Annotated in this window: 9 protein-coding genes; 3 read left to right on the top strand and 6 right to left on the bottom strand. The window is 40.9% G+C overall.

Annotation, left to right across the window (positions count from 1 at the left end; genetic code table 11):
- Window positions 1-132 precede the first annotated feature (132 nt).
- Complete coding sequence (locus DDZ16_RS17770) at window positions 133-987, bottom strand: LytR/AlgR family response regulator transcription factor (RefSeq protein WP_109265830.1); 855 nt, start codon at window positions 985-987, stop codon at window positions 133-135.
- Between the two features lie 383 nt (window positions 988-1,370).
- On the opposite strand from DDZ16_RS17770, the gene DDZ16_RS17765 reads away from it, so the two are divergent.
- From DDZ16_RS17765 to DDZ16_RS17755, 3 genes are all read left to right on the top strand, one after another.
- Window positions 1,371-3,260, top strand: coding sequence for a PAS domain-containing protein (locus DDZ16_RS17765; protein ID WP_109265829.1), 1,890 nt, complete (start codon window positions 1,371-1,373; stop codon window positions 3,258-3,260).
- A 254-nt stretch (window positions 3,261-3,514) separates the two neighbouring features.
- A complete protein-coding gene (locus DDZ16_RS20650; protein ID WP_146192256.1) occupies window positions 3,515-3,832 on the top strand; it encodes a hypothetical protein in 318 nt (105 codons plus the stop codon).
- A 266-nt stretch (window positions 3,833-4,098) separates the two neighbouring features.
- On the top strand, window positions 4,099-6,330 hold the full coding sequence (locus tag DDZ16_RS17755; protein WP_109265827.1) for a TonB-dependent receptor: 2,232 nt from the start codon (window positions 4,099-4,101) through the stop codon (window positions 6,328-6,330).
- A 395-nt stretch (window positions 6,331-6,725) separates the two neighbouring features.
- On the opposite strand, the gene DDZ16_RS17750 is transcribed toward DDZ16_RS17755, so the two are convergent.
- The 5 genes from DDZ16_RS17750 to DDZ16_RS17730 form a co-directional block, all read right to left on the bottom strand.
- Entirely contained in the window at window positions 6,726-7,745 is a 1,020-nt protein-coding gene (locus DDZ16_RS17750; RefSeq protein WP_232526807.1) for a sugar-binding domain-containing protein, read from the bottom strand.
- Window positions 7,746-8,013: 268 nt separating this feature from the next.
- Window positions 8,014-9,078 carry a beta galactosidase jelly roll domain-containing protein gene (locus tag DDZ16_RS17745; RefSeq protein ID WP_109265826.1) on the bottom strand — a complete coding sequence of 355 codons (1,065 nt, stop codon included), beginning with the start codon at window positions 9,076-9,078 and terminating at the stop codon, window positions 8,014-8,016.
- 150 nt (window positions 9,079-9,228) lie between these two features.
- Window positions 9,229-9,915 (bottom strand): response regulator transcription factor, encoded by a 687-nt coding sequence (locus DDZ16_RS17740; protein WP_109265825.1) that lies wholly within the window; start codon window positions 9,913-9,915, stop codon window positions 9,229-9,231.
- 30 nt (window positions 9,916-9,945) lie between these two features.
- Window positions 9,946-11,508 (bottom strand): sensor histidine kinase, encoded by a 1,563-nt coding sequence (locus tag DDZ16_RS17735; RefSeq protein ID WP_109265824.1) that lies wholly within the window; start codon window positions 11,506-11,508, stop codon window positions 9,946-9,948.
- A gap of 182 nt (window positions 11,509-11,690) precedes the next feature.
- Complete coding sequence (locus tag DDZ16_RS17730; protein ID WP_109265823.1) at window positions 11,691-12,179, bottom strand: hypothetical protein; 489 nt, start codon at window positions 12,177-12,179, stop codon at window positions 11,691-11,693.
- Between the last annotated feature and the right edge of the window lie 224 nt (window positions 12,180-12,403).

Raw genomic sequence — 12,403 nt, 5'->3', positions numbered from 1 at the left:
GAAAGAATCTGCCGCGCCTGATCTTCCATTGGTAAGGTTCGATCCCAAAAGCACGCAAAAATAAACTTAAGCCTAATTATTCTCTGGCTATATCAAATCAGGTATTCAGCCTGTTAGAATGTATATTAAACGTCAGTCTTTAAAAAGCTTATCAAACTCGTATATTCTGGATCTCGAAACCGGAATTTCTTCGGAAGCATGAGACATAGTAAGTCTGTACCCCAGACTATTTCCTTTTCTTTTGGTCACCTGCTCCACATTTACAATATATGCCCGGTGACATCTCAATAGCATTGGGTATTCGGAAAGTTGCTTTTCAATATTAGATATGGAATTACGGATGGGTACTTTCCTGAGTTTTCCATCCCGAAACAAGTAAAAAACCACATAGTTGCCATCAGACATGGCAAATTGCAATTCATCTTCATAAAACTCCAGCGATTCCCTTTTCAGCTTTGAAGATATGTCAATTTTTCTTCTTTGGGCAGAATCCCTTTCTTCCTGACTTTCCTGATTGATATTTGCCCTGTCGAAAAACACCTTCAAATTAATGGATGTAAAATAAAGAAAAGGAATCAGGGCAATAAATGAGGTGCGCAGGAAGGAATCCAAAAAGGTTTCCAGGTTCCATCGGGTAGTAATTGCAGGTTCTTCAATAAAAAAGGCAAGAAGAAAAACCACGGTTCCCATCAGAAAAACCAATACGAAAATGGCGAGCAACTCCCGCCCAAATGTCCAGGGCTTATTCACATTAAAAAAAGGAACCAGCCTCAGTAAATAAATACCTCCCAAAGCGGAAACAGCAATTCCCAGAGCATAAAAAAGCATGGTAATTTCAAAGCTCAGCGAATAGCCTTCGTGGGTATCCAGCGGATGATAAAGAACCGTAAAGAGAAAACTGAACAGGAAAAGGATCAATACCCCTTTCAACGGATGGGCAATGATAAAATTCTGAGGATATAACTGCCTGAAAAAAGATTGCTTCATCGAAAAAAGTTCTTCGGTTCTTTAAATAACTCCTATGCAAAAGTATCTAATTTTTAAGAAACTGCTATCTCTTTCAATAGATCGTTAGTCCCGATGCTTCGGGATAGATATGAGATTTAAGACAATGGCTGTAGTTTAAAATAGCAATTTTCCAAAGTCTCCGAATGGGGGACTTGATGGATTATCCCTATTTGTGTCATTCACAAGGTACGTAATTTAGAGAAAGAACCTAATTGTTAATATCATCGCAAAACTAAACTACAGCCGCTGCATTCTAAAAATTACGAAACCAGAAACAGTTTTTTCCGTAGGACATCATTATCTGCGATATTAGAAACTGTTTAAATTTTGTTTCTTGAAGTCGATTAATTTTCTTTTTGAACATGGAGACAGCGGTAAACGAGGAAGTGGATTATAGTAAGATGTTCAAGCATCTTCCTGTAGGTGTGGTATTTCAAAACATCAACGGTGAAATAATTACGGCCAATAAATCAGCAGAAAAAATTCTTGGTATCCCTCTCGAAAGAATCAAGGGCAGAGACCTTCTATCTCCTAAGTGGCATGCGATTAACGAAAAAGGCGTCCCCCTCTCACATAAAGACAATCCCGCCTATATTGCTTTTCGCACCGGCAAGCCCGTGAAAGGGTTTACAATGGGTTTTATCCATCCATATCTGGAAAACTACAAGTGGATCTCAGTTGATTCTGTTCCGCTATTCAGAAACAATGAAGAAAAGCCCTATCAGGTTTTTTCAACCATCGCAGATGTAACAGATAAAATAAAGGCCCGATATAAGCTCCACAATAGCGAGACTCGCTACAAAACTCTGATGGACAACCTCCAGACATCTGTATTGATCATCCAGGATGGAATCATCAGATTTGCCAATAATGCCTTAAGCGAAAAATCGGGCTATAGCAATGAGGAGCTGATTGGAAAAGACTTTAAAAACTTCCTTCATCCTGAAGAAGAAGCGTTAATAAACAAGTATTACCACCAACGATTCAATGGTGGAAATCCTCCGGATAGCTATCGTATAAAAGCCCAAAAGAAAACCGGTCAATACATTTGGATGAATGTAAAAGTAAGGGTGATAGAATACGAAGGAAAGTCATCCCTTTTGGTGCTGATGGACGATATTCATGCCCAGGTTGAATTTGAAGAACAACTAAAGAAGAGCGAGGCCAACTTCAGAAATCTTTTTGAAAGAGCACCTGTAGGCATTGCCCTTGTTGACTTTGAAGGACACCCGGTTGTGGTCAACGATCGGCTTTGTAACATTTTAGGATATACGCGGGAAGAATTTATGAAGATGCATTTTGGAGAATTTTCTCATCCGGATGACCTGCAAAAAGACAAAGATTTCTTTGCCCAAATAAAAGCAGGAAAACGCGACAGCTACAAAATGGAGAAAAGATACATCCATAAATCGGGAAAAATCATATGCTCTGAATTGAAGGTCAGTGTTTTACGCAATTCTAAAAGTAACCAGGAGCTCGTAATTGGCATGGTAACAGATCGCACGGAACAAAAATTGGCAGCTGAAGAGCTATTAATCACAAAGGAAAAAGCCGAAGAGAGCAATCGTCTGAAATCGGCTTTTCTGGCCACCATCAGCCATGAAATAAGAACCCCTCTTAATTCTATCCTGGGTTTCAGCGACATCATCCAAAACACGTCGGAAGATCCGGAAACATTGGAATACTCATCCATCATTTATGAAAACGGACACAATCTGCTGACCATTATGGATGATATTCTGGAACTGGCTCTGGCAGAAAACGGAAAAGTGAGCATCAGGCCCGAAAGTTTCAATTTAAAGGAACTCTTCAGCCAGTTTTGCGGACATTTATCCGAGATCATTTACAAAGCCGGTAAAGACAATATTGAAATGCAATGCTATTTCGATCCCGGGCTTGAAGGAGAAAATATTGTTCTGGATAAAAGCAAGACTTTCCAGGTAATAATGAACCTGATGAAAAATGCGGTTAAATTCACCCACGAAGGTTTTATCGAACTGGGATGTTACCGTAAATCACCCAACACCGTGTCGTTTTATGTTAAAGACACCGGCATTGGAATAGACGAGAAAACGCTGGCTATTATTTTCGAATTTTTCAGACAGGGAGACGATTCTCAAACACGCAAATACGGAGGAATTGGAGTGGGGCTGGCCATCTCGAAGCGAATAGCCAAAGCCATGAAGGGTGATTTAACGGTAGAGTCAACCCCTGGAGAAGGTTCTGTTTTTAAGTTTACCATCCCAATATAAATTTTTAAAGTTTGAAGAAGTGCTGCACCCTGCAGCAACTCTCCAAATCTTATTGAAACCATCGGGAGCCCTTGCTTTTGAAAATGGTTAATAAATCAAAAATCCCGGTCAGGAAGTAAACAAAACGGGATATTCTAAGTTAGAATCAACATTCAACGGTAAAACAGTGTTAAAAGCACGTTCTTCTTTTTAACCAATCAATAAAAGGACAATTCAATTACCTTTGAAGTCGCGGTGAAAAACTGATCGGACACATGGTGAATATCAAAAGAAAAATAATAGCACTGCTGATTCTCGGGGCCTTTTTCCTGCCCGGGATTATCAAACGTGCGCACCATCACCACGAAGATGATTTTCACTGCGACGCCAAAACCGAGAACCATTTTCACGATCAGCACGAGCATTGTTCATTTTGCGCTCTGAGTCTTTCCGTTTTCACCTCCTCCCCCACACCGGAGTTACAATACCGGAAAACGACTTTTGCCGAAATACCATCTTTCTACAGGGAAAATTTTGTCCCTGGATTTCATAGAAGCGACCTTATTTGCAGGCCTCCCCCTGCGGTACTGTAACATATCATCTTACTCATTACATCAACTGTTTTTGCAGGTTCACAAGAAATTAATGAATCGCTCAAAGACACGTGGACGCCAATAAATGATAAAACTATTTTCATTTCCGCGCCCTTAGTGCCTCTGTGAGATAATATCATTGAAATCATGTGGAACATCAACTCAGTGTGGATCTTTAATACCAGTTACTTTCGAATCGAGGTGTGATCATAACTCTCATTTTTTATGGTCACACCCTATCAGTCATTCAATAGAACCAATATTTAATGAAACGTATATTATTTCTCATCCTTTTAGGATCGCTATATATCTATATTCCTGCTCAAAATAAAATTTCCGGAACCGTCACCAACAACCAGGGCGAGCCTCTTCCGGGAGCAGCCGTATTTTTACCTGAGCAAAATAAAGGAACAGCAAGTAATGAAGAAGGCTTTTACCAAATACAAAACCTGCCTTCGGGAAAAACCAAAATTCAATTTTCATATTTGGGATACAATACCGAGATGAAGATCATAACAATAGATGACCAATCCCCGGTAAACATGGATATTTCTCTGACCCCTGCGGTTATACATTCGCAGGAAGTAGTAGTTACGGGAATTGGAATTTCTTCTCAACATGATAATGCAGTAAAGATTGAAGTGCTCAACAGCAGAGAAATACGAAAATCCGGATCACCTAATCTGATGGAAACCCTGACAACCATTCCGGGCGTGGATATGATTGCCAAAGGTCAGGGAGTTGCCAAACCTGTCATCCGGGGGTTATCGATGAATGACATTTTGGTGCTCAACAACGGCGTTCGCTTAGAGAATTACCAATACGGTGAAAATCACCCATTAGGAGTTGACGCCAATGCTGTTGATAAGGTAGAAGTTATCAAAGGCCCCGCTTCCCTCTTATATGGATCTGATGCTATTGGTGGCGTTATCAACTTCACCAAAGAGAGACCGGCTGCCACGGGAAGCATAAGCGGTTTTGCGGAGAGTCAGGTACACTCTAATACCAATGGAATTAATACCAGTGCGGGTTTTAAGGCAAGTTCCGACCATCTTTTTGGCGGCATCAGTGCCAGACACAAATCACACGAAGATTACCAACAAGGAGGTGGTGATTTTGTACCTAACACCCGGTTCAATGAATGGTCATTGAGTACCAATGGCGGTTATACGGGAAAAGCAGGTACTTTCAGACTGTTCTATGATTATTTTAACCAGGATTTGGGCATGTCGGTACCTCCTGCCCTTGCATTGGTTTCTGAGCCAGGCCGCAAAAATAAGGTTTGGTATCAGGATTTGGAGCATCATCTGCTTAACTCCCGTAACACCCTTTTCCTGGGGAATATAAAATGGGAAAATAACATAGCCTGGCAAAGTGCTCTCCGTAAGTTGAAAACCACCGGCATCAATCCTTTTGTGGAGATGCGCCTTAATACCTTTACTTATGAGTCGAAGGTTCATTTCGCACATACCGATAAAACCGATTATACGATAGGCCTTCAGGGGATGAGCCAAACCAACCGGAATCTTAACAACCGGGATTCCCAATTTTTACCGAACGCCGATGTAAACAACCTTGGCATTCTGATGCTGGCACAATATGCCCCTGTTGAAGGATTGAAACTTCAGGGAGGTGTACGTTACGATTTCCTGAGCACGGATACAGATCCTCTGGGTATTGAGGGATCAGATGATTTTCATGCTCCCGTATCAAAAGATTTCTCAAGCTTTAGCGGCTCGGCAGGGGCTACCTACACCATACACCACAAATGGATTCTGAGAGCCAATGTGGCCAGAGCATTCAGGGCTCCCAATATTTCGGAACTTACCTCTCACGGAATGCATGGCAGCAGGTATGAAGAGGGCAATCCCGATCTGGATCCGCAAAAAGCTCTGGAGACCGATTTGAGTGTACACTATCATGGCGAATTTATGTCGCTTGACGGAGCTGTTTTCTACAACCACATTGGTGATTACATATTTCTCTCACCCACATCCGAAGTTGCCGCCGATGGCACACCCGTTTTTCAATTCAGGCAGACCAATGCCCGCCTCTATGGAGGAGAAGCAGGCGTTCATGTCCATCCCAAATCTATTCCCTGGTTACACCTGAAAGGAACCTGGTCGACTGTAACCGGGAAACAAGAGAATGATGATTACCTGCCTTTTATTCCGGCAGGAAAATTCCGCTACGAGATAAGGGCTGGCAGAAAGAAATTATGGGGTATTTTAAATCCTTCTGTCAAACTGTGGGCTCTTACCGCTCTTGATCAGGACCATCCTTCCCCGGATGAGAGCGCCACAAAGGGCTATACCCTGGTGAATGCCACCTTAAACGGAGGCTTTGAAGTTGGAAACCTCCCGGTAGAGATGACTTTTGGTGTTAACAACCTCTTTAACAAACAATATTTTGATCACTTGTCAACACTCAAGGGCCTTGGATATTACAACCAGGGGCGAAATATTAGTGCTTCAATCAGGGTTGAATTTGGACAATAAATGAATCTTAAAAATAGAACGCGGAAGACGCAGATTTGAAGGATTAAAGCGGATTTTATCTGCGTCATCTGCGTTCTATTAAACGCAATCTGTAGGATTCTTATTCAAAAAACCTTACCCCCTCGATCTGATTTCCCTTCGCATAAAAGAAAGATACGAGAACAAGAAACACAACATGGTGAGTGCAAGTAATCCGGTTATTTGTGGCCAGGTCAAACAAAAAGAGGCTGTCTCAAAAGTCCAATTTTGATGTCATTCTGAGCTTGTCGAAGATTCTTTTCCTTTAATAAACAGATGTTTCGACTACGATCAACATAACACGCCTTTTGGAGTATTATACTTTTAAGACAGCCTCTTTAAGTCATGTCGTTTTTCAGACATTTAATCAAGCATCATTAATGTTTTCGCCAGTAAGTAACAAATCGTCTTAGTTCTACCAGACCTACCGGGCCTTCGTAAATTCCTCCTTCACCTCCACCGTCATATACTCTTACTGAAATAGTATTAACAGCTCCGGGAATCAGGTCACTCTCTTCCAAATAATAATACCGCTGTTGAGCGTACTCTCCATTGAAACGAATCCGAAACGGATTGTCATGAATTTCTCCGGTTTTTCCAACCATTTTGCCATTGATATACACCTCATCCACATCATCTATTTTCCCCATCATCAGCACATAACGTTTCCCCGCCATGGACGCAGGCACATTAAACTGCTTTCGATACCAGCCAAATCCGTCGTAATTTCCGGCCACTTGATCTTCCCAGATGCCTGGTACAGAAATCTCATCCCAGTCAGAATCGTTATATCCCGGATTCTTACGGTCCATGTCATCACCTTTTGCAAACTTCCAGTAGCCATCGAGATCAATATCAAAAGGTAAATCACGATTGCGCTGATAAACTCCAATTTCTCCGCCAATTATTCCACCATCCAATTGGGCATCATAAATGCGAACAGCAAGGGTGTTAACGCCTCCAAAATTCAGATATTCATTAGGAATTTTATATCGTCTTTCTGAATTGTAGGCGGTCCAGTAGTTTGGGGGAAAAGACCCTTTATGACCAATCTCCACGCCATTTAAATAGGCGGCATCCACATCGTCTACATAGCCGAGAAACAACATCAGCGAGGCATCACGAAATGAGGAACCAATCCTAAACTGTTTACGGTACCAGGCAAATCCATCATAGCCATAAAATCCCTGGCTTTCCCATGTAGCGGGCACTTCTACCCGTTCCCAGCGACTGTCATTAAACCCCGGAGCAGCCCAGGTTTTATCATCCCCAATCATCAGTTTCCATTCTCCTTCCAGATCCACTACCTCAAGATAGTGCTCATCAGGTTGCTGCCCCACAACCCGAAAATGAAGCATGAACAACAAAACTGATGTATATAAAAGTATCCTGTACATAATTAATTAATTAATAGTGTTTGCAAGAAAACGACAATTGCTGCCCCGAAGGGTCGGGGTAAACTCAATGCTTGTCTTCAAAACAGTCATCCCGAAGCATTCGGGACTCCTGCTTTTCAGACATCGCAAGCCTTGCACTTGACGCCTTTTTGCAAACACAGATGAAAAGCATGAGTTTTCTTGCTGGCAATAAATAGGTTAGATTTGATTAATAAAGAACCTTTAAATGCAGGTCAGGCCCCAACCTTAAAGTTCATCTTACCGGCCATCAATCAAAAAACAACGAACGCAAAAAATGATATCCGGGGAATAGCTCCGGCGCTTCATATTTGTCCAGGTAATACGCATACGCATCTTGTGTCATAAACCCTACCGGCCCTTCATAAATTCCGCCTTCTCCCCGGTGATCATAAACTACTACTGCAAGGGTATTGGTGCCGTTGACATTTAGGAGCCCCTCCGGAACCTCATAAGCCCGCCGTATCTGCCAGTCCCCTGTAAAGCGATTTGCAAAACGGGTGTTGTACATATCTTTTGTTTTTCCGATGAGTTTCCCGTTCAAATAAACACTGTCTTCATCATCAATTTTCCCCAGAACCAAATAAAGACGTTTCGTTATTAGATCGCGTTTAAGGCGAAACTCTTTGCGATAAACAGCTTGCCCGTCATAATGATTGTATCCCTGACTTTCCCAAGTGGCCGGAACATACACCTCTTTCCACTCCGAATCATCAAACCCCGGCATCCGGCATTTACTATCAAAATTACTAAACTCAATCTTCCAATTACCTGCCAGATTCTGGCTTAGCATCCTGATATCACGATCATACCCTAAAGCCATATCATCGCCTAATAACCCGCCTTCACGGCCTTCATCATAAACTCTGACAGCAATGGTGTTCTCCCCATTTTCATTAATCAGATATTTGGGAATTGAATAGGTTACCGGAACATTGTAAGCAGTTTGAAAGTTGGGGGGAAACATTCCGGTTTGACCAACCAGAGTTCCATTAAAATAGACTTCATTCACATCATCAATTCGTCCCAGGTTGAGAGTCAATTGATCAGTATATCTACCAGCGGGTATTTCGACCCGGTTACGGTACCATGCATATCCGTTGTACCCCACATAGCCCTGATCTTCCCATGAACCGGGGGCATAGAGACGATCCCATTGGCTATCGTCAAAATCCTTTTCAGCCCATGCCATGTCATCACCTATGTTAAACTTCCAATAACCTGTAAGTCTGACAATCGATTCGATATCAGAGGCTGCGACATTTGTAACCTGAAGGAAAAATAACGCAGTTAATATGATTAGAATACTTCTCATAGTAAATGAATTTAATGAAAACAGTTTGAAGCTTATCCGGAACAAAAATCTGCTTCAACATTCTTCCCGGAAGCCTTCAATACAAAGGTGGGGGTAAAAAAAACAAAGAGTGTCGCCACCATGTAACCAATTGTCATAAATTGTCACAAATCAGACAACCAGCTTATATCCAACGCCATGAACCGTCATTATAATGCGGGGATCGTTTGAATCAACCTCAATTTTTTGTCTGAGTTTTAGAATAAAATTATCGATGGTACGGGAAGTAGGCTGATAATCGGTCCCCCAGATGGCATCCAAAAGATCATCACGGTCAACCGTCTCATTTTTATGATTGTGGAGATAATGAAGTATCTCAAACTCCTTATATGATAGTTTTACTTCCCGGCCTTCGATGGTAGCAGTATAACCAGAAAAATTAACCAGCATATTGCCAATCTGATAAACCTGATTGTCCGGGTTGTTCCCTTCAATGTTTGACCGCCGCAGTATGGCACGAACCCTTGCCAGTAATTCGCGAAGACTAAAAGGTTTGGTAATATAATCGTCGGCACCAAACTCCAACCCGAGGACTTTGTCAATTTCCTCACCTTTGGCAGTAAGCATGATAACCGGAGTCTTATTACCTTTGGCCCGTGCGGCTTTGCAAACATCAAAGCCGGATAGCTCAGGCATCATTACATCCAGAAGCACCAGGTTAAACTGGTTTGTCAATAACTTGTCCAATCCATCAGCCCCATTTGTGGCAGTATCCACCTCATAACCTTCAAATTCCAGATTGTCTTTCAATCCCTGAAGCATGGGAAGTTCATCTTCAACAATCAATATTTTTATCATGACTCGAATATTTTGGCAAAGTTTATTCTTCTATTGTTTGCTTCCCTTTGGAGGATGCAATTTGGGAAGATACAATCGAAACGCTGCACCTTCACCGGGTTTACTGCTCAGAGAAATTTTTCCATGATGGGCCTTGATTATCTCACTGACAATGGCCAGGCCCAGTCCCGAACCTTTCACCTGATTGGCCAGGTCTCCCGAAGTAATGCGGTAAAATTTATCAAATATTAGTTTCTGATGCTTTTTGGAAATTCCCGTCCCAAAGTCTTTAACTTCAATGAAAGTGAATTTCTTTCTAACCCCGGTTTTTATTTCAATGCGCTTAATCCCATTACTGTATTTCCGGGCATTATCAATGAGATTTACGATAGCATCGGCAATGGATTCTTTGTCGCACCAATTGCAGGGCAAATTCTCTTCGGGTAAAAAGATAACTTCGAATCCTTTTTTCTCAAGATGAAATTGATAGGTCTCCAATACTTCCTCTGCTACAGTATTCAGGTCACAGGTTCCAAACTTGAAGTGGCGCTTCCCCTTCTCCAATTTCGAAAAATCCAGAATTTTATTGACAATACCTGTCAGACGTTGCGTTTCCTTACCAATAATACCATAGTATTCCTTAACCTTTTCCATTGATTTCACCCGCCCCATCTCCAATGTTTCGATATACATACTGATAAGCGCCAGAGGTGTACGGATTTCGTGAGAAACATTGGCTATAAATTCTGATTTTATCTGAGTCAGCTGAATTTCCCGCTTTACACTTGAAAACAGAAACCAGACTCCCCCCACAAGGACAATAAGAACAATTGCCATGAGAATGAGCCCCTCCTTTATTCGACTTCTGGCGAGGTCTGCAATGGTTTGTTCTTTGAGAGTAATGCCTATCTCCAAAAAGGGAAACAGCCACATTTCACCTTTCTGATCGTATTCCTGATTTTGGGAAATTGACTTCTCTGTTGAGACAAGCACTTCTTCATTATTTTTTAAATACAACGCAATCAAAAAATTATCCCTGGCAATAGACTGAATGCGTGGTCTGATGTGGTTTTGCAAAAACAAGGGGAGATTAACATCAACCAGGAATACCTGCAATTGATTGTTTCTCCCTTCTCCCACAAAAAATAACACAACATGTTCTTTACTCAAAAAATGGCTCACAAACTTTTGATAACCATTTTTATAGTAATTTTTTAAACGGACCACCTCGTCTTGATTACTCAGCAAAAAAAGATTTAACGAATCCCGAGAGAATCCATCAGTGTTTTTCTGATAAATTGTTTCCTGCTGCTGATCGGTTGAACTGAGATAAATCCCGTTTATGGATTTGTTTTCAGAGACAAGACGCGCAATTCCGGAAGTATCCTCAGTAAATTTCAGCCCCATCTCCAATCTTGAGCCCCAATTATCCGCTACATCCTGAACATAAGAATTAATGGAAGACACTATTGTTTCAAGCTGATTTTTATAGACAGTACTGATTAGTTTTTCACTGTCATTAATGCGGGAATATTCATAAAAAACAGCAATAACAACAGGAAACAGGAGCAGGACAGTAAGACCGGCCAGCAATTTATGCAAAGAATTCTTCATTAAGTTTTAACAAAATCTAATATGTGGCGGAAAAATGGTTTAAAATAAAAAACAGGACATGAAAAAATAGTATTACAAATCCACCACATTACTTTTTCCAACATTAAATTTAAACAGTAATTTAAAACTAAGAAAACAATTTGACATCCGAATACTTTTAATGGCATATCCTCTGAGGATGTTTATTGCTTAGCCAGGTTCCGTTCTTCCGGGATGTAGTCTGTGTATTCAAATTCATCCACAAAATCAACAATATTGGCCAATGAGGGATTCCTGTCGACCTGAATACACTGTCCGTTATAATAAAAATAAAAGTAAGCATCTACAGCATCCCGGGTGATATCATAACGCTCTTCTTTAAAAACTTTCACCATGCTTTTGAAATGAATCAGTTCCATCATCGCCCTACGATCGGTTTTTTGATTTCTCACATACACCGGAAGTTTTTGAAAAAAACGACCGTCTTTTGAATACCTTACCAGATCTTTGTTTTTGAATTTCAACGTAGTACCATCCTCAAGTTCAATTTTTGTTTTGGTGGAACTAACATTCATTTTTCCGCAAAAGATGGTGTCGCTCGATGTTACCACATAATTTACAGTGTCGTTTTGTGCGTTGGCTGCCCATGTGCCAATAATTGCTGCAATCAAAGTAATTACTAAAGTTTTCATGACGAAATAATTTAAGTGATACAATCAGAAAAAAATCTATGTCACAAAATTATAGGCAGAAAAAGTCAGGCGTGTCATGCCTGTTTCATGCAATGTCATAAGTTGTCATGAGAAGGAAAGGTCTATAACAGCAAAAAAATTGACTGGCTTAAGAGTTTTTTACAATAATGTCTTTTGATGGAATATTTGTTAATAAAAATTAAAATCAATACATTCAACACCAA

Origin of the sequence: Marinilabilia rubra, from assembly GCF_003121985.1 — a bacterium.
Lineage (GTDB): Bacteria > Bacteroidota > Bacteroidia > Bacteroidales > Marinilabiliaceae > Marinilabilia > Marinilabilia rubra.
Note: the sequence above shows the minus strand (reverse complement) of the source record. Positions and strands in the feature narration are given on the sequence as shown.

Bases quoted from the DNA above. Each gene is read 5' to 3' on its own strand.
- DDZ16_RS17750 (WP_232526807.1), bottom strand. From the start codon at position 7,745: ATGTACAGGATACTTTTATATACATCAGTTTTGTTGTTCATGCTTCAT.
- DDZ16_RS17765 (WP_109265829.1), top strand. From the start codon at position 1,371: ATGGAGACAGCGGTAAACGAGGAAGTGGATTATAGTAAGATGTTCAAG.
- DDZ16_RS17740 (WP_109265825.1), bottom strand. From the start codon at position 9,915: ATGATAAAAATATTGATTGTTGAAGATGAACTTCCCATGCTTCAGGGA.
- DDZ16_RS17770 (WP_109265830.1), bottom strand. From the start codon at position 987: ATGAAGCAATCTTTTTTCAGGCAGTTATATCCTCAGAATTTTATCATT.
- DDZ16_RS17730 (WP_109265823.1), bottom strand. From the start codon at position 12,179: ATGAAAACTTTAGTAATTACTTTGATTGCAGCAATTATTGGCACATGG.
- DDZ16_RS20650 (WP_146192256.1), top strand. From the start codon at position 3,515: ATGGTGAATATCAAAAGAAAAATAATAGCACTGCTGATTCTCGGGGCC.
- DDZ16_RS17745 (WP_109265826.1), bottom strand. From the start codon at position 9,078: ATGAGAAGTATTCTAATCATATTAACTGCGTTATTTTTCCTTCAGGTT.
- DDZ16_RS17755 (WP_109265827.1), top strand. From the start codon at position 4,099: ATGAAACGTATATTATTTCTCATCCTTTTAGGATCGCTATATATCTAT.
- DDZ16_RS17735 (WP_109265824.1), bottom strand. From the start codon at position 11,508: ATGAAGAATTCTTTGCATAAATTGCTGGCCGGTCTTACTGTCCTGCTC.